Origin of the sequence: Sinorhizobium sp. NFACC03 (assembly GCF_900103435.1) — a bacterium.
GTDB lineage: Bacteria > Pseudomonadota > Alphaproteobacteria > Rhizobiales > Rhizobiaceae > Ensifer.
In genome coordinates this window covers 221798-238646 of sequence record NZ_FMXF01000001.1, presented here as the reverse complement: position 1 = coordinate 238646, position 16849 = coordinate 221798, and the positions used below count along the sequence as shown (strand labels likewise).

The following is a 16849-nucleotide window of genomic DNA, read 5'->3' as shown; positions in this document are numbered from 1 at the left end:
CCGACGAGCTCAAAACGCCTCGAAATCACCCGCTGCCCTGGTCAGCGGCTGGGAGTGGCCGTGGCGCAACATGCCGTTGCCAAGTGCCTTCTTCATATCGGCAAGCTTGACGAGGCTGACGGCGGTGGTCACGTCGACGAGCCAGTCGTCGGGGATCGACGCCGTTATCGTGTCGATGAACTCCGCGAGGCCACGCGTCTTCTGCACGGCGAGGTCGATGCCCTGCAGCAGCATCATCTTGTCCGGATTGGCGAGCGCATCGGCCCCCTCATCACCTGCCAGCTGCGGCTCGATCCGTTCGATCAGATAGGCGACGTCATGCAGCTCGGTGACGATGCGCATCAGCACTTCGGGCAGTGCTTCTTCCACGTGCGGCATGTGGCCCTGGTAGTCGGTCTGCATTGATATGTCTCACGTGGCTCGGGGCTTCGGTAGAAGGTCGTATTTGCGGCCTGCGAGGCGCCTGCCTCGCAGGATCAGAAGAATTCGATCGAGCTTTCGGCCGGCTTCGGCGCGATGACCGGACGCTCCTCCATCTGTACGGTGCGCTGCGTCTCGACGCCGGTCAGGGCATATTGCCGGGCCCGGCCGCTGGACGGCCAATACTCGAGCTTGCGACCGTGCTCGCCGCCGGTGCTTTCGCCGACGATGCGGATGCCTTCGTCGAGCAGGAACTGCCGTGCGAAAGCGGCATTCTGTTCGCCGACATTGGAGAAACGCGCGATCGTCTTGGCGCCGCCAAAGATCTTGGCTTCAAGACGATCTCGACGCGCGCCCTGCTTCAGCAGTCCGTTGATCAGGAGTTCCATGAGATGGACCCCGTAGCGGGTCGCGTCGCCGCCGGAAGCAGGCGACGTCGCGGAACCTGGCAGCAGGAAATGGTTCATGCCGCCGACACCGACCACGGGATCGCGCATGCATGCCGCCACACAGGAGCCGAGAATGGTCGACAGCACGATATTGGGATCGTTGAAGACCTTGTACTCGCCCTGGATGACATGCACGCGCTTGCCGGCGGCTTCCATGTTCATTTGAGCGCCCCGAATACGGCTTCGATCGCCGCCTTCATCTTTTCGATGGTGAAGGGCTTGGCGAGCACGTTGTTGGCACCGAGGGCCGCCGCCTTCTGAACCAGTGCGCGATCGCCCTGGGCCGTCAGAATGATGAAGGCCGCCTTCTTGGTCGCCGGGTTGGAACGGACCGCCTGCAAGAGGCCAAGGCCGTCCATCTTCGGCATATTGAAGTCGGAGATCACCAGATGGTGCGGGTTCTGGGCCATGATCTTCATGCCCTGCTCCCCGTCACCGGCGGCGGTGATCTGCTTGAAACCGAGCTGCTGCAGGGCATCACCCAGCAGCAGGCGGCTCGTCACCTGATCGTCAACGATCAGAACTTTGATTTTTTCGGCGATGGACATTATTCGCTTCCTTCCTTGCGGAGCGCCGCTGCTTTCAGGACCTCCTCCCCGATGGAACCGAGGGGGAGCTGGGTTTCAACGGCGCCCAATTCATAGGCGACTCTCGGCATGCCGTAGACGACACATGTCTTTTCGTTTTGTCCGAAGGTCTTTGCCCCGGCATGCCGCATTTTCAGGAGACCGGAGGCGCCATCGCGCCCCATGCCGGTCAGAATGACGCCGATCGCATTGCGGCCGGCGAGTTCAGCAACGGAATCAAACAGCACATCTACCGACGGCCGATGTCCGTTGACCGGTTCGCGATCGACCAGGCGGCAGCAGGGTGCCGTCGCGTTCGCGACCTGCAGATGGCGCTCGCCACCGGGTGCCAGGTAGACCTTGCCGATTTCGAGCCGCGCACCATCCGTCGCCTCCTGCACCGTCGGCGCGCACAGGCGGTTCAACCGCTCGGCAAAGCTCTTGGTGAAGGTGTGCGGCATGTGCTGCGTGATGACGGTCGGCGGGCAATTGCCCGGGAACTTCTGCAACACCGTGATCAGCGCTTCGACGCCGCCGGTCGACGCACCGATGGCGATGATCTTGCGGCCGGCCCGGTATTCCGAAGCCGTGTTCGCGTTGGCGGCAGCGGGAGAGCCCGCGATCTTGTTGCCGGTGATGATGAACTTGCGCTGCGAACGCGCTGCCGCCTTCACCCTGTCGACCAGGCCGGCGAAGGGATGTGGATCGCCCGGGTGCGGCTTGCCGACGCAATCGAAAGCACCGATTTCGAGTGCGGCGATCGTCGCCTCTGCGCCCTTGTGTGTCAGCGTCGAGACCATGATGACCGGCATCGGTCGGAGCCGCATGATCTTGTCGAGGAATTCGAGGCCGTTCATGTTCGGCATTTCGATGTCGAGCGTGACGACATCGGGGTCGAGCTGCTTGATCGCCTGGCGCGCTTCCATGGCGTCGGCCGCCTGGCCAACGACGGTCACATCAGGGTCGGCGTTCAGGACAGCGGTGATCAGGCCACGCATGGTGGCCGAATCGTCAACGACGAGAACACGAGCGGGAGCGGTCATGCCCGTCCTCCATGAAACTTGCCGGTATGGCGGTAGGTGGTGATGCCGATGTTGTCGAAGTGCGACTTGGCGTCACCCGACACGCGCTCGGAATGGCCTATATAAAGATGACCGTCAGTGTTCAGCATGCCGGCGAAGCGCGACCAGATCTTCATCTGCGTCGGTTCGTCGAAATAGATGACGACGTTGCGGCAGAAAATGACGTCGAACGGACCCTTGAACGGCCACTGCGCCATCAGGTTCAGCTCGTTGAAGGTGATCAGGCGCTTTACCCGGTCGTCGACCTGCCACTTGAAGCGGCCGCCGGCATTGACCTCGGAGAACCATTGCTTGCGCATCGCCGGATTGACGGTTTCAAGCGCGGTTGCGTCATAGGCGCCGGCACGGGCGAGTGCCAGGATCTTCGGATCGATGTCGGTCGCAAGGATGCGGAAGTCGTAGTCGGCCGCGTTCGGCAGCAGCGACAGAACCGTCAGCGCGATCGAATAGGGCTCCTGCCCGTCCGAGCAGGCCGCCGACCAGATACGCACCCGGCCGCCGGCCTTGGCGCGCGCGATCAGCTCCGGCAGCACGTCGGTCTTCAGGTGCTCGAAATGGTGGTTCTCGCGGAAGAACCGCGTGAAGTTGGTGGTCAGGTGCGAAAGCATGTCGCGACGCGCGGCGGCGCCGGCGGGCGAAGCGACCAGCTGACAATAATCCCGGAAGCCCTTGAGCCCGAGATTGCGGATGTGCTTCGACAGACGCGAATAGACGAGCGACGCCTTGCTTTCGTTGAGATAGATGCCGGCATCCGCATAGATCATCGCGGCGATCTCGGTGAGATCGCGGCGGGTCAATGGATATTCGCCGCTGGCCAGGCACTCGTCCGGCGACAGCTTCTGTTCGAATGCGACCTGGTTCCTCATGCCGCTTCCCTTTCTTCCTGCGGGAAGATTGCTTCCAGCTCTATGAGGCAGATCATCCGGCCCTCGATCGCCAGCACACCGCGGGCGAAGCTCTTCTCGAACTCCGACGAGACGACGTCGGGTGTCGGCTGGATCTTGTCATTGGTGATGGTCAGGATGTCGGAGACGGCATCGACCAGGAGACCGACGGCCTGGCTTTTGACCTGCGCAACGATGATGACGTGACGCACGGTCGGTTCGGCCGGCTTCATGCCGAGCCGGGCCGAAAGATCGATGATTGGCAACACGGCACCACGCAGATTGATCACGCCGAGCACGTAGAGTGGCGCATGCGGCATCGGCGTTGCGGGCGTCCAGCCACGGATCTCGCGCACCGACATGATGTTCACGCAGAATTCCTGAGCCCCGACGCGGAAAGCGATCAGCTCCCGTCCGTCCGCCGTCAGATTTTTTGCGGCATAGGTCATTGTCATTATCCGACTGCAGCAAGTGACATTTCAGGCTTCAGCGATTGCCCGCGCGAGGCAGCGACGATCGCGTCGACATCGAGGATGAGCGCCACGCGGCCGTCGCCGAGAATGGTCGCCGCAGCGATGCCCGGCACGTGGGTGTAGTTGGCCTCGAGGCTCTTGATCACCACCTGGCGCTGCCCCTGGATCGCATCGACCATCAGCGCACGCTGACCGCCACCTTCCGATTCCACCAGAAGTGCTACGCCCTCGACCGGGTTCGCCTGGATGGCGCGGAAATTCAGGATCCGGCCGACGTCGACGAGCGGGCAGAAGGAGTTGCGGATCGAGATCAGCCGCTGGTTGGAGCCGAAGGAATGGATCGCCGAAGCTTCCGGCTGCAGGGTCTCGACGATCGCGGTCAGCGGCACGACGAGCGTCTGGTTGGCGACGGTGACCACCATGCCGTCGAGCACGGCGAGCGTCAGCGGCAGGCTCATGGTGAAGACCGAACCGTGACCCGGCTTCGAGGAGATGTTGATGCGGCCACCGAGCGCCTGGATCGAGCGCTTGACCACGTCCATGCCGACGCCGCGGCCGGAAATGTCGGAGATCTTGTCCGCCGTCGAGAAGCCGGCGTGGAAGATCAGGTTGTCGATCTCTTCGTCCGAGAGATTTGCGTCGGCCGCGATCAAGTCGTTGTCGATCGCCTTCTGGCGGACCTTCTCGCGGTTGATGCCAGCGCCGTCGTCGGCAAGCTCGATAACGATGCGGCCAGAGCGATGCTTGGCCGTCAGGCGCACGGTGCCTTCAGCGCTCTTGCCGGCGGCAAGGCGTTTTTCCGGCGTTTCGAGGCCGTGGTCGACCGCGTTGCGGATCATGTGGGTCAGCGGCTCGGCAAGCTTGTCGATGACCGTCTTGTCGACTTCGGTGTTCTCGCCCTCGGTGATCAGGCGGACCGATTTGCCGGTCATGTCGGCGATTTCGCGAACGATACGCGACATGCGCTGGAACACCGGCTTCACCGGCTGCGCGCGGATCGCCATCACCGAATCCTGGATCTCGCGGGTGAGCTGCTGCAGCTCTTCGAGACCCATGTTGATCGAGGACGTGCCGTTGGCGTCATTCTCGACGACGCTCTGCGAGAGCATCGCCTGGTTGATGACCAGTTCGCCGACGAGGTTGATCAGGCGATCGACACGGTCGAGATCGACGCGGATCGTCGGCGTCCCGGCCGATGCGGCGGCCTGCTGGGCGGCAGCGCTCTGGGCCGCAGCACTGGCGGCGGGTGCTGCCTTCTCGGCCGGGGCGCGGGCTGCGGATTGCGCCATCTGCAGCACGTTGCTGGCGGTGCCTGCGGCCGAAACGGCGGCGTTGCGGATGTCCTGCTGTCGGGACGCGAGCTGTTCTTCCTCCTCGACGACACCGACCGAAACCGCCGGCACATCATCAAGGATCGAAAGATCGAAAGGCACCGGCTGCATCGGCAGCTCTTCGCCCGACTGCGTAGCCTCGTCTTCGACCAGGGAAATCTCCAGGTCGCAATCCCACTCGGCGAATTCGAAGACGGTGCGGATCGCGTCCTCGCCCTTGTCGGTCGCAAGCTGGATCTTCCAGGAGAAATAGGCGCTCTCCGGGCTCAGCCGCTCGAGCGTCGGCAGTGCGCCCATGTCGCAATGGATGCTCATTTCGCCAAGGCGGGAGAGGTCGCGCAGAAGCAGCGTTGCCTCATTGCCCTTGGCATAGAGATCGGACTTCGGCTTGAAGACGATCTCGTAGGTGGGCATTTCCATCAGCGGCGGTTCTTCGGCAGCGTCGAAGTCGTCGAAGGAGAAAGCGACCGGTTGGAACCCTTCGTCGTTGACCGGCGGCGGGGCCACGGCGGCGACGGGCTTGGCAACCACTTCGACCGGCGCTGGGGCGGCTGCTGACGCTTGCGGCACTTCGCCGTTCGCCAAAGCCTCGAGCTCCTTGATCAGCTGGCGGCTGCGCGCCTCGTCGACACTGCCGCCGTCACGAGCGGCATTGGTGAGGTCGGCGAGCACGTCGGCCGACTTCAGCATGACCTTCAGAACCTCCGGACCGGGATCGAGCCGGTTGGAACGAACGCAATCAAGGGTCGTCTCGAACACATGCGCGAAGGAGACGAGGTCGTCGAGCCCAAAGGCGCCGGCGCCGCCCTTGATCGAGTGCACCGCGCGGAACACCGCATTGACCGTTTCCGGGTCGCGGTCGCCGTCATTGAGCTTCAGCAGACCCGATTCCAGTTCAGCGAGTTGCTCCTCGCACTCCTGGAAGAAGATCTCTTTGATTTCGTTCATATCCATTGGAGGCTATCCCCGGACTTCAGGCCGTTACGCGCTCAATTGCATCGATGAGTTTGGTCGGGTCGAACGGCTTGACGATCCAGCCCGTTGCCCCCGCCTGGCGCGCGCGGTTCTTCTTTTCCGCATCACTTTCGGTGGTCAGCACCAGGATCGGGATGGCGCGGTAGCGATCGTTCTTGCGCACGCCTTCGATGAAACCGAAACCGTCGAGACGCGGCATGTTGATATCGGTGACGATCACATCGGGGTTGGCTTCTTCCAGAACCTCAAGTCCCTCGACGCCGTCCTCGGCCTGGATCGTTTCGAACCCGGCATTGTTCAGCGTGACCAGCAGCATGTTTCGGATCGTCCGGGAGTCGTCGACCGTCAGAACTCGCTTCTTCATTTCTCAAATCTCCTTTGCCACCAGATGATCGATTTCGACCCCGATGAGCTGTGTCGTTTTCTCGAAAGCGTCCGACACCTTGCTGAAGGTGAAAGACAAATGATCCTCTTCCCAGGTCTTGGCGCCGGCCATCAGCACCTGGACACAAAGCGTGCCCACCCGCTCGACCGCCGAAGCGTCGATCACGATGTCGCTGCCTTTCAGAGCGATCAGCTTCTCGTGCAACGCCGTCGCCTCATTCAGGTCCAGCACCGGAGCGAGGCTGAGCGTCTTCTGAGCGGTCTTCTTGCTGGCCATTCCTGTCTTCCTCGACTGCTAACTCTGTACTGCTCTTGAAATCAGCGCTGCCATCCGGCGAGCTGCCGTTGCGGCCCGTCGTCGAACAGCGGCAGTCCCGGCTCTTCGGCAATCACGCCCAGGGCCGGCCGGCTCGGTTCACGACCGGCAGCTGACGAAACAGGATGACGCCGCTCCAGACGAAACCGACGGATGGTTTCGCCAAGCTCGACGATGACGGTGTGGAGATCGTCCGACGAACGCGCGGTTTCTCCCGCCAGGGCAGCACTTGCCTGCACGCCCTGCGAGATCGTGCCGATCTCGGCCGCGACACCCCGGAGGTCGCCGACCTGTTGCTCCGCTTCGCGGGCTATGCCGGAAACGGCCGAATTGATCGACGTGACCTGCTCGACGATGCTGCTGATCGCGTCCTGGGTGCGGCCGACGATCTCGACACCGGTTTCGACCTGCGCCTTGGTGCCGGAGACGAGCTGCTTGATTTCACGGGCCGCCTCGCCGGAGCGCTGCGCGAGGGCGCGCACTTCCTGGGCGACGACGGCAAAGCCGCGACCGCTGTCGCCAGCCCGCGCCGCTTCGATGCCGGCATTGAGCGCCAGCAGATTGGTCTGGAAGGCGATCTCGTCGATCACGCCGATGATCTGGCCGATCTTTTCAGCCGATGCCTCGATGTCGGCCATGGCGCTGATTGCCTGGCCGGCGATTTCGCCGCTGCGCTCGACGGCGATGCGGGTTTCGTTGGCCTTCGTTTCCGTGGCGCTGATGCGGCCGGAGCCGCTCGCCATGCGTCCAGCCATGTCGGCAAGTGCTGCAAGCTGCCCGGACAGCGCATCGGCTTCCACACTCGCCTTGTCCGAGAAGGCAGCCGCGTTTCCGCGCATGCGATCGACCAGAGCTTCGGCGGAACGGTTGTGGTGGTCAGATGCCTGCAGGCTCTGTTGAATTTGTTCCAGCGCCGCATTCAGACTGGCGACGATCGGCTGGTAGGCTTCCGCTGCCGCTTCCGGCAGCCGCGCACCAAGATCGCCCTGGCTCAGACTCTCGGCAAAGTCGCCGAAGAGCGCCTTGACTTCCTGTTCGTCGGCGCTGCGCTGCTCGGTCAGCTGCCGCTGGTGCTGCTGGCGCAGGGCATTGAAACGGAGCGAAACACCGATCTCGGTGTCGACGAAGACGGTGCGCACCAGCGCGGCGACGAGGTCGCAGAGCTCGCGGCGACGCGCCTTGCCCATCGGCAGGAAAGATCTCGGCCAGGCCTCTTCGATGAGACCGACGAGCAGATGTTCGAGCACGACCGCGTGGCTTGCCATCTGCCAGCGCGGATCGAGACCCATGCGGCTTGCCGTGTCGGCGAGCACCTTGACGCGCTCGGCATAGAGCCCATCGAAACGCGCGTCGGTCAGCACGTTCCAGTGCGACGACTGAAGATCCTGGAGGCGATCGATTTGGCGATCGCTGTCGAAATGGCGGGCGGCATCGGGATAGGTCTGGAGGCGCTGGAAAAGGTCGCGAAGCGCCTGGTCGATGCGGGGAGAAAGCTTCTGTCTATGATCCCGGACGCGGTTGCAGCTCTCATCGTCGAGCCCGGCAAAACGCAAGCGCTCCAGCAGGCTGCCTGCCTGGCCCTTCCTTGCCTGTTCTGACGATGCTTCCTGCCTCAACGCTGATCCCCGGGTAATGCGCGTTTTCGAATTTGCCCGGGGCGGTTCAAGGGGAGCCACAGTCCACCGGACGTGCACGCCACATCGATGAGATCAGCCCCCGCCAGCAGCGTCTGCTATCGTTCATCCCGCAAGTAAATTCGGTGAAGAATGGATACCGGACCGGAACCGGTACGGCGGGGCGGCATCATGCCTTGAGGAGACTTGTGAATTATCCCATTCCGACGTGTGGGACCATGTTTATGGTTAATTCCTTGCTTGAAGGTTAACGGTCCCTCGCCTCTAATCGGATTCACTAAAATTCGCAGGGTGTTTTCGCGGGCCATTTCTGCACTGCAACAAAACTGTAATAAAGCCCCTGGATTACAACAGGTTCTCACTCACAAGAGTTTAGAATTGTACTTCGACTTGCGCTCGCGTATCGAAGCGAAAGTGAAGTGGGCGCTCAATGCGCGAAGAAACCTTCGCAAGAGCGGGATGAGGAAAAGTGTGTGCGGTTTTCCTCCCGCATCCCGCTCTAACTAGTAAGAAATCGATCACGTTTATGATTGGGGTCGCTGCGACCCAAATCATCGTGATCTAGGCAAAGCGACATCATGATGATGCGCTTACAGGAAACGAACAATGATTGTTCTTGGTATTGGCGCCGCACTCACAGCAATCCTGACAATGATGGCAGTATCGATCGTGCTCAACATCGAGCATAACCGCTCGGCAAATCGCAGCTCTGTGTTTTGAGCGGGCTCGGGCCCGTATCTTACTGACACAGCCAAGCGTCTTGCGGCCGTGACCGGATGTTCTACGGCCGCTTTTCTTTGCCTGTATGCTTGAGTGCCGCCTCGCGCCATGCCTGCGCATAGATGACGAAGCTCTCGGGAATCTCGCCCGCAACCGGCTCGATCCCGGTCCTGACCCTCGATCCCTGGACGAGGCAGGCTGCACCGAGGCTCGTGCCCGTAACATTCTGGGGATCGGCGAAGACCGGCCTTCCGGTCGCCGCTGCGAGCATGCGCAGATAGGCCTTGTTTGCGGCAAACGGTCCCTCGACGACGACCTCCCCGCGCGCGCCGATCAGATCGAGGCAGGTGGCCGTCATCAGCGCCAGGTGAAACGAGACGACGGCAAAACGCTCGGCGGCGCCAAGCGCCTGTTCGTCGGTCGTCCAGATCGCCTTCGAAGCCGGAAAGGGACCAGACCCCTCGGGAATGGACGGCAGCAGCATGTGGCCGGCCTTGGCGACCGTCTCTTCCACATCCGGCGATGCGGGAACCGACCCCTCCCCCAGCAGAAGCTGGAAGGCGCGGCCGCCCATGAAGCGGGCCGAGGGCACGGGCTCGCCGAGCGCGTTGACGTTGATGAGCGTGTCGCGATGTTCGTCGAGCGCCTTCGGCTCTGCGCCGACCGCCAGCATGACGACCCAGGTACCAGTGGAGACCACCGAGAATGGCGAAGCGCGCGTCAGCAGATGCGGGAGCAGCGATGCGTTGGAATCATGAATGCCGCAATAGACGGGCGTCTCGGCGGCAATGCCGGTTGCGGCACAGAGTTCCGGTCGCAAGGCACCGGCGATATCGTTCGCCTTCAAAACCGGCGCAAAGAGTGGCCTCCAGCCCTGGCGTTCGACCAGAGACGAGAACGTGCCGGCTCGCGGGTTCCAAAGATCGGTGTGACAACCGAGCGAGGTCAGTTCGTTGCAGAGCACGCCGGTCAGCCGATAGGTCCAGTATTGAGCGTAGGTGAGGATCGAGGCGACCCGGGCAAAATCATCGGGAAAGGTCTTCTGCTGCCAAAAGAGTTGCGCCCCGACATTGAGGCCCATCGGCAGGCGTGCCGAGCCGGTCTCGGAAAATGGCGGCCGCGCCGCATCATATTCGGCGGCAAGGCTGTCGGGACCGGCGTATTCATAGTCCAGCACCGGAAGCGCAAGGTGGCCTGCCGGATCGAGCACCACCGCTGTCGCGCCATGGGTGGTAATGGAGACTGCCTCGAAGGCGTGTTCGGCGTTGAGCGCCGCGAGGCTCTCAAGCAGGAAGGCCCAGAGATGGTCGATATCGAAATGCGGATAGGGACCGTCCCTTTGTACCACATTCGCCGTTTTGCGAACGGCGATCTCCTCAAACCGCTCGAGATCGACGGCCGCGACCTTCGCATTGGTCTTGCCGATATCGATGACGCCAACGACCCGCATCGCATCAGTCCATATGAAAGACGGTCTTGAGCGGCACCGCCACCGGCTCGTTATCGCCACGGGTTTCCATGATATCGGCCATGTAGGCCCACCACTTCCGCATGACCGGATGGGAGGGCAGGTCGGCCATGCGGTGATCGTCAGTGCGCCAGAGCACGCCGAAGAGCAGGCTGGTCTCCTCGTCCAGATGGATGGAATAGTCGGAGACGCCCGCCTCCTTCAGGAGCGCCGCCAGCTCCGGCCAGATGGCATCGTGCCGCGCCTTGTATTCGGCGGCCATGCCCGGGTTCAGCCGCATGCGGAAGGCGTATTTTTCCATCGGAACCTCAATGCGCGAGACGGCGGCGGGCACGCCGCCAGAGAATGGGGAGTGCGATGACCGAGATCAGCAGCAGTCCGATGAAGATCGACATGACGATACCAGGCACGTTGAGAAGGCCGAAGCCGAAGGTCACCATGCCCATGATCAGCGCCGCGAGCACGACGCCGGGGATGGTTCCGGAGCCACCGAGAATGTTGACGCCTCCGAGCACCACCATCGTCACCACTTCGAGCTCCCAGCCGAGCGCGATCGACGGACGGGTCGAGCCGAGGCGCGAGGTCAGGCAGATCGATGCAAGCCCCGCCATCAGACCGGTAAGCAGGAAGAGGATAAACTTGATGCGCGCGACCCGGATGCCGGAAAAAAGCGCTGCAGTCTGATTGTTGCCAATGGCATAGACCGCACGGCCGAAATTGGTCTTGTGCAGGACGATGCCGTAGACGACGGCGAGGATGACGAAGAGCGTGAACTCGAAGGAAAACACCCACCAGACATAGCCTTGGCCGAACCAGGAGAAGCTGTCGGGATAACCGGTGAAGGCCTGGTCGCCGAGGATGATGAAGGAGAGCCCGCGGAACAGGCTCATGGTGCCGATGGTCACCACGATCGACGGCAGCCCGAGACCGGTGATCAAGAGGCCGTTGACCGCGCCGCAAATGAGGCCGACGGAGAGGCCGATCGCCACCAGCGCCGGCGTGTCGAAGCCGAGCTGGACGGCATAACCCATCGCCGTCGAGGCAAGCGCGATGATCGAGGCCACCGACAGATCGATCTCGCCGGAGATGATCACGAGCGCCATGGCAAAGGCGATCATCGCCTTTTCGGTGAAGTTGAAGGTCGCGTCCGAAAGGTTCCAGGGATCGAGGAAATACGGCGACGCCAGGGAGTTGCCGAGGAAGATCAGGCAGGCGACGACGAACAGTAGGCTTTCCCAGCTCTTCAAAAGCCGGGCGCCGGGCCCTTCCAGTCGATCGGGGATGTGGCGGGGAGCAAGGTGGGTTTCGGCCATCACACAGCCTCCGCTTTTCTCAGGATGACGCGTCCCTTGCGCCGCTCGGCGCGGGCGTTGACGGCAACGGCGATGATGATGACCATGCCCGAAATCGCCATCTGGGCGAAGGGCGAGATGTTGATGACCGGCAGGGCGTTCTTGATCACGCCGAGAAACAGCGCGCCGAGCACCGCGCCCGCCACGGTACCGATGCCGCCGGCGATCGAGATGCCGCCGATGACACAGGCCGCGATGATGTCGAGCTCGAAGCCGGCGGCGATGTCGACATAGGCGACGGCATAACGGGACACCCAGAGATAGCCGGAAAGCCCGGCGAGCGCACCCGAAAGGCAATAGGCCGAGAAGCGGGTGCGGCCGACATCGATGCCGGTATAGACGGCCGCATGCGGATTGCCGCCGACCGCATAGAAGGCGCGTCCGAGGGCGGTGCGGCTCATGAGTAGGAACATCAGCGCGATCACGACCAGCGACAGCCAGGAAAGAACCGGGAAGCCGAAGAGCGCGTCGCGCGGCAGCGCCTTGAATGCATCACTCATCTGGTGCGCGTTGATCCACTTGCCGTCGGTCAAGAGGAAGATCAGGCCGCGATAGATAGTGAGCGTGCCGAGTGTCACGACGATCGGCGGAATATCGAGTTTCCAGACGAGCGCGCCGTTGATCATACCGAGCAACGCGCCGAGCGCGATCGCGGCGAGCATGATCAGTGGGATCGGCAGGCCCGGAAAAGCAGCGTTCAGCATCGCCGCGACCATGCCGGAGAGCGCCAGGTTGGCAGCCATCGAAAGGTCGATGCAGCGCGTCAGGATCACAGCCATCTGGCCGAGCGCCAGGATAATGAGGATCGAGGTGTCGTTGTAGACACGCGCGAGATTGGCGGGAGCGACGAAAGGCGGGAAACGCCAGGTGATGAGCGCGAGCAGCACGGCGATCGCGCCGACGAGCAGCAGCTCACGATTCTTTAGAAACTTCGCCATCACGCGGCCTCCTGAATGCCGGCAGCGGCACGCACCAGCTTTTCGGCCGTCAGATCGGCGCGCTCGAAGCGCCCGGCGATCCGCCCCTCGCGCATGACGATGACGCGGTCGGACATCCCCATGATCTCGGGGATTTCCGAGGAGACCATGATGACGCTGAGGCCTTGAGCCGCAAGCTCGCTCATGAAGGCGTGCACGGCCGCCTTGGAGCCGATGTCGATGCCCTTGGTCGGCTCGTCGAGAATGATCACCTTCGGCTTGGTCGCCAGCCACTTGGCGATGACGACCTTCTGCTGGTTGCCGCCCGAGAGCGTGCCGACGTCTTGATCGAGCGAAGCAGCACGCAGATCGAGGCGCGCGGTGTACTCGCGGGCGAGCGCGAACTCGTTGGCAAGTTTTAGGAAGCCCGAGCGCGAGGTCCGCGACAGCGACGGCAAGGTGACGTTTTGAAAGATCGGCAATCCGATGATCGCGCCCTGGCGGCCGCGCTCTTCGGGCACATAGACGATGCCGCTGCGGATCGCCTCGGAGGGGCTGCGGATCACGAGCACCTCGCCATCGAGCCGGACCGCACCAGCGGAAGGCCGGGTGACGCCGATCAGCGACTGCATGAATTCCGATCGGCCGGCGCCGACGAGACCGTAGAAACCGAGGATCTCGCCGCGGCGAAGCTCGAAATTGATGTCCTCGAACTCGGTCGGGTGGCGGTAGCCCGAAACGGTGAGCACCGGCGCGCCGATCACCACTTCCTTCTTCGGGTAAACCGAGCCGACGGCGCGGCCGACCATGAGGCGCACCAGTTCGTCCTGGCTGACATCGGCAATCAGGCCCTCATCCACCATCGTTCCATCGCGGAAGACGGTGTAGCGATCGGCAATGCGGAAGATCTCGTCGAACTTGTGACTGATGAAGAGGATCGCCTTGCCGTCAGCCTTCAACCGCTCGACGAGCGCATAGAGCTCGTGGATCTCCTTGTGCGACAGCGCGGCGGTCGGCTCGTCCATGATGACCACCTGGGCATCGACGGAAAGCGCGCGGGCGATCGCGACGAGATGTTTCTTGGCAATGCCGAGATCACGCAGGCGGATCGTCGGATCGAGATCGGCACCGGCGCGCGCAAGCAACGCGCGCGCATCAGTATTGAGCTTCTTCCAGTCGATCAGGCCGAAGCGATTGCGCGGTGCATGGCCGAGGAAGATGTTTTCGGCGACCGAGAGCTCATCGAAAAGCACGGTTTCCTGGTGGATCGCGGTGACGCCGGCACGCGCTGCGGCAAGTGCCGTCGGGAAATGGACCTCCTGCTCCGCAACGCGGATCGTGCCGCCATCCGGCTGATAGATGCCGGTCAGGATCTTCACCAGCGTCGACTTTCCGGCGCCGTTTTCGCCGATCAGCGCGGTCACCGATCCCGGATAGAGCGACAGCGAAACATCAGAGAGCGCCTTGACGCCGGGGAAGGACTTCGAGATCCCCTCAAGCGCGATGGCGGGCTTCATCCGCGATGTGAGCGTATCCTGGAGCAAGTTCCGTTCCGCCTGATCTTTGTGCCTGACATCGAGGGCACCGCAGTCTGCAAATGCCCCTCTCCTCGGGTTTAACCCGAGGACTAACCCTCTCCCCGCGCGCGGGGAGAGGGAACGAGGACGCCGCTCTCCTCCCTCCTTGACGTGGAAGAGGAGCGAACGGTTGCCGCTTGTCCCTTCTCCCCGCCTGCGGGGAGAAGGTGCCGGCAGGCGGATGAGGGGCCCTTCCCTCACCGCGCGGATGAGGGGCGACGCCAGTTTGGTCGTTCGCCAGATCAGAAGATCTTGGCGAATTCCTCGACGTTCTTGGCATCGTAGACGAACGGGTCGGCCATCGCGCCTTCATTGTTGTCGTCGAGCTTGACGGCACCCATACGGCCCATCTTCAGTTCCGCGCCGGGCTTGGCTTCGGCACCGCCGATCAGATCATAGGCGATCATCGTTGCGGAATAGCCGAGGTCGATCGGGTTCCAGATGGCGAAGGACTTGGAAGCGCCCGACTTGACGTGGCCGGCCATTTCCGAGGGAAGGCCCAAGCCCGTTACGTTGATCTGGCCGATCTTGCCGGCGTCGGTAACGGCCTGTGCGGCGGCAACGATACCGACCGAGGTCGGCGCGATGATCGCCTTCAGGTTCGGATAGGACTGAATGAGCCCTTGGGTTTCGCGATAGGACTTGTCGGCAAGGTCGTCGCCATAGACGGTTGTTACGACGTTGATGCCCTTGTAGTTGCCCTGGACCTTCTTCATCTCGGCGATCCAGGTGTTCTGGTTGGTCGCTGTTGCGGACGCCGAGAGCACGGCGACGTCGCCGCCCTCAGGCAGGTTGTCGGCGGCAAGCTTGATGATCATGTTGCCGATCAGCGGGTTCGACGACGGGTTGAGGTGCATCAACCGGCCATCCTTGGCGACACCGCTGTCCCAGGAGATGACCTTGATGCCGCGGTCCATCGCCTTCTTCAGCGCCGGCACGAGAGCATCGGTGTCATTGGCCGAAACGGCAATCGCATCGACCTTCTGGGCGATCAGCGAGTTGATCACCTCGATCTGGCCTTCGGCGGTGGTCGAGGTCGGGCCGGTGTAGATCACTTCGACGTCGCCCAGTTCTTTGGCGGCTTCCTGGGCGCCCTTGTTGGCAGCTTCGAAGAAGCCGATGCCGAGCGCCTTGACGACGAGCGCGATCTTCTTGTTTTCCGCATGCGCGGCATTGGCCATCAGCGCAAGCGAAACCGCGGCCGTGACCATCAGTGACTTCAGGATCTTCATGCTCATTTCCTCCCATTGTCCGGTTCGCGAAAATCGCATCCGGCGCAAATTCCTCCGTTCGGCAACGACCCGGCTCCCTTAACCGTGACCACCGCCTTCCCCTCTCCTCACCCGCGTCAGGCGGACGAGGATATGTTCTCCGCATCCGTACCGGCCCTGCTGCTGGCCACAACCAGCCTCACCCCGGCATTTTCGAGCATCGCGGCATGCCTGTCCTCGATGCCCGAATCCGTAATGACAGTGGCGATCCGCTTCAGCCCGCAAAGAATGAGGCTCGATCGCTTGTGAAATTTCGACGAGTCGACCAGCACGACGAGTTCGTCCGCCTGATCGATCAGTTTCTGTTCCGCTTGGATCAGAAGCGGGTCCGCTTCCATCAGCCCGAGCGGCCCCAGTCCTTGAGCCCCCATGAACATGCGGCGCGCATAGAAATTGCGCGTCACGTCGTTGTCGAAGGGGCTTAAGATGATGTTCTGCTCGCGGTAGATCGTGCCGCCGGACAGCATCACCGTGTTCTTTGAGTGCTTTAAAAGGTGCTCGGCGATCGGGAAGGAATTGGTGAACACCTGCATGCGGCGATTGCTGAGAAAATGCACCATCTGGAAGGTGGTGGTGCCGCCATTGATGATGATCGGCTCGCCATCCTCGCAGAGCGCCACCGCCTCCTTGGCGATCGCCTGCTTCTCGCGGGCGTGCAGGCCTTCGTTGACCTTGAACGGCCGACCGGCAAGGCCGACGAATTGCGGCGGGTTGATTGCCTCGGCGCCGCCGCGCACACGGCGCAGCTTCTTCTGCACATGGAGTGCCGCAATGTCGCGCCGGATCGTCGCCTCGGAACTGTCGGTCAGATCGACCAGCTCCTGGACGGTGACGACGGGTTTTTCCTGAACCGCCGACAGAATGATCCGGTGTCTTTCTTTCTCGTGCATGCGTTCCTCCGATGGCGTTCATGCTTCCATCACGATCGACCATTGTCAATCACAATCAATCATATTTTTTCATTGTGCAGCGCAATATGCGCGAACTTGATCGTTTTTGATTGACTTTAACGCTCAAGTCCTATGATCTG

Annotated in this window: 17 protein-coding genes; all 17 read right to left on the bottom strand. The window is 62.3% G+C overall.

The window, feature by feature from the left end; translation table 11 throughout:
• Positions 1-9: 9 nt before the first annotated feature.
• On the bottom strand, positions 10-402 hold the full coding sequence (gene cheT / locus BLU35_RS01190) for a chemotaxis protein CheT (protein ID WP_093231949.1): 393 nt from the start codon (positions 400-402) through the stop codon (positions 10-12).
• A gap of 74 nt (positions 403-476) precedes the next feature.
• On the bottom strand, positions 477-1031 hold the full coding sequence (gene cheD / locus BLU35_RS01185) for a chemoreceptor glutamine deamidase CheD (RefSeq protein WP_093231948.1): 555 nt from the start codon (positions 1029-1031) through the stop codon (positions 477-479).
• Positions 1028-1417 carry a response regulator gene (locus tag BLU35_RS01180; RefSeq protein WP_025425902.1) on the bottom strand — a complete coding sequence of 130 codons (390 nt, stop codon included), beginning with the start codon at positions 1415-1417 and terminating at the stop codon, positions 1028-1030. The genes cheD and BLU35_RS01180 overlap by 4 nt, the downstream gene beginning before the upstream one ends.
• Positions 1417-2478 carry a protein-glutamate methylesterase/protein-glutamine glutaminase gene (locus BLU35_RS01175; RefSeq protein WP_093231947.1) on the bottom strand — a complete coding sequence of 354 codons (1062 nt, stop codon included), beginning with the start codon at positions 2476-2478 and terminating at the stop codon, positions 1417-1419. The genes BLU35_RS01180 and BLU35_RS01175 overlap by 1 nt, the downstream gene beginning before the upstream one ends.
• Positions 2475-3383, bottom strand: coding sequence for a protein-glutamate O-methyltransferase CheR (gene cheR, locus BLU35_RS01170; protein ID WP_065372390.1), 909 nt, complete (start codon positions 3381-3383; stop codon positions 2475-2477). The genes BLU35_RS01175 and cheR overlap by 4 nt, the downstream gene beginning before the upstream one ends.
• Positions 3380-3850: a chemotaxis protein CheW gene (locus BLU35_RS01165; RefSeq protein ID WP_093231946.1), complete on the bottom strand. Its 471-nt coding sequence runs from the start codon at positions 3848-3850 to the stop codon at positions 3380-3382. Before BLU35_RS01165 ends, cheR begins: the two co-directional genes overlap by 4 nt.
• A 5-nt stretch (positions 3851-3855) precedes the next feature.
• Positions 3856-6159 (bottom strand): chemotaxis protein CheA, encoded by a 2304-nt coding sequence (locus BLU35_RS01160; RefSeq protein ID WP_093231945.1) that lies wholly within the window; start codon positions 6157-6159, stop codon positions 3856-3858.
• Between the two features lie 19 nt (positions 6160-6178).
• A complete protein-coding gene (locus BLU35_RS01155; protein WP_025425897.1) occupies positions 6179-6544 on the bottom strand; it encodes a response regulator in 366 nt (121 codons plus the stop codon).
• 3 nt (positions 6545-6547) lie between these two features.
• Positions 6548-6841 carry an STAS domain-containing protein gene (locus BLU35_RS01150; RefSeq protein WP_057248191.1) on the bottom strand — a complete coding sequence of 98 codons (294 nt, stop codon included), beginning with the start codon at positions 6839-6841 and terminating at the stop codon, positions 6548-6550.
• Positions 6842-6882: 41 nt separating this feature from the next.
• Entirely contained in the window at positions 6883-8496 is a 1614-nt protein-coding gene (locus BLU35_RS01145; RefSeq protein ID WP_058328714.1) for a globin-coupled sensor protein, read from the bottom strand.
• Positions 8497-9295: 799 nt separating this feature from the next.
• Entirely contained in the window at positions 9296-10684 is a 1389-nt protein-coding gene (locus BLU35_RS01140; protein ID WP_057248189.1) for an FGGY-family carbohydrate kinase, read from the bottom strand.
• Between the two features lie 4 nt (positions 10685-10688).
• Complete coding sequence (gene rhaM / locus BLU35_RS01135) at positions 10689-11003, bottom strand: L-rhamnose mutarotase (protein WP_057248188.1); 315 nt, start codon at positions 11001-11003, stop codon at positions 10689-10691.
• A 7-nt stretch (positions 11004-11010) separates the two neighbouring features.
• Positions 11011-12015 carry an ABC transporter permease gene (locus BLU35_RS01130; protein ID WP_093231944.1) on the bottom strand — a complete coding sequence of 335 codons (1005 nt, stop codon included), beginning with the start codon at positions 12013-12015 and terminating at the stop codon, positions 11011-11013.
• Positions 12015-12995, bottom strand: coding sequence for an ABC transporter permease (locus BLU35_RS01125; protein WP_093231943.1), 981 nt, complete (start codon positions 12993-12995; stop codon positions 12015-12017). The genes BLU35_RS01130 and BLU35_RS01125 overlap by 1 nt, the downstream gene beginning before the upstream one ends.
• On the bottom strand, positions 12992-14488 hold the full coding sequence (locus tag BLU35_RS01120) for a sugar ABC transporter ATP-binding protein (RefSeq protein WP_057248185.1): 1497 nt from the start codon (positions 14486-14488) through the stop codon (positions 12992-12994). Before BLU35_RS01120 ends, BLU35_RS01125 begins: the two co-directional genes overlap by 4 nt.
• A gap of 302 nt (positions 14489-14790) precedes the next feature.
• Entirely contained in the window at positions 14791-15780 is a 990-nt protein-coding gene (gene rhaS / locus BLU35_RS01115; protein WP_057248265.1) for a rhamnose ABC transporter substrate-binding protein, read from the bottom strand.
• Between the two features lie 116 nt (positions 15781-15896).
• On the bottom strand, positions 15897-16709 hold the full coding sequence (locus tag BLU35_RS01110) for a DeoR/GlpR family DNA-binding transcription regulator (protein ID WP_057248184.1): 813 nt from the start codon (positions 16707-16709) through the stop codon (positions 15897-15899).
• Positions 16710-16849: the final 140 nt, after the last annotated feature.

Excerpts from the sequence above, each read along its gene's own strand:
- BLU35_RS01180 (WP_025425902.1), bottom strand. The coding sequence starts at position 1,417 with ATGTCCATCGCCGAAAAAATCAAAGTTCTGATCGTTGACGATCAGGTG.
- rhaS (WP_057248265.1), bottom strand. The coding sequence starts at position 15,780 with ATGAAGATCCTGAAGTCACTGATGGTCACGGCCGCGGTTTCGCTTGCG.
- BLU35_RS01120 (WP_057248185.1), bottom strand. The coding sequence starts at position 14,488 with ATGAAGCCCGCCATCGCGCTTGAGGGGATCTCGAAGTCCTTCCCCGGC.
- BLU35_RS01155 (WP_025425897.1), bottom strand. The coding sequence starts at position 6,544 with ATGAAGAAGCGAGTTCTGACGGTCGACGACTCCCGGACGATCCGAAAC.
- BLU35_RS01110 (WP_057248184.1), bottom strand. The coding sequence starts at position 16,709 with ATGCACGAGAAAGAAAGACACCGGATCATTCTGTCGGCGGTTCAGGAA.
- BLU35_RS01130 (WP_093231944.1), bottom strand. The coding sequence starts at position 12,015 with ATGGCCGAAACCCACCTTGCTCCCCGCCACATCCCCGATCGACTGGAA.
- cheR (WP_065372390.1), bottom strand. The coding sequence starts at position 3,383 with ATGAGGAACCAGGTCGCATTCGAACAGAAGCTGTCGCCGGACGAGTGC.
- BLU35_RS01175 (WP_093231947.1), bottom strand. The coding sequence starts at position 2,478 with ATGACCGCTCCCGCTCGTGTTCTCGTCGTTGACGATTCGGCCACCATG.
- BLU35_RS01150 (WP_057248191.1), bottom strand. The coding sequence starts at position 6,841 with ATGGCCAGCAAGAAGACCGCTCAGAAGACGCTCAGCCTCGCTCCGGTG.
- BLU35_RS01165 (WP_093231946.1), bottom strand. The coding sequence starts at position 3,850 with ATGACCTATGCCGCAAAAAATCTGACGGCGGACGGACGGGAGCTGATC.
- rhaM (WP_057248188.1), bottom strand. The coding sequence starts at position 11,003 with ATGGAAAAATACGCCTTCCGCATGCGGCTGAACCCGGGCATGGCCGCC.
- BLU35_RS01160 (WP_093231945.1), bottom strand. The coding sequence starts at position 6,159 with ATGGATATGAACGAAATCAAAGAGATCTTCTTCCAGGAGTGCGAGGAG.
- cheD (WP_093231948.1), bottom strand. The coding sequence starts at position 1,031 with ATGAACATGGAAGCCGCCGGCAAGCGCGTGCATGTCATCCAGGGCGAG.
- BLU35_RS01140 (WP_057248189.1), bottom strand. The coding sequence starts at position 10,684 with ATGCGGGTCGTTGGCGTCATCGATATCGGCAAGACCAATGCGAAGGTC.
- cheT (WP_093231949.1), bottom strand. The coding sequence starts at position 402 with ATGCAGACCGACTACCAGGGCCACATGCCGCACGTGGAAGAAGCACTG.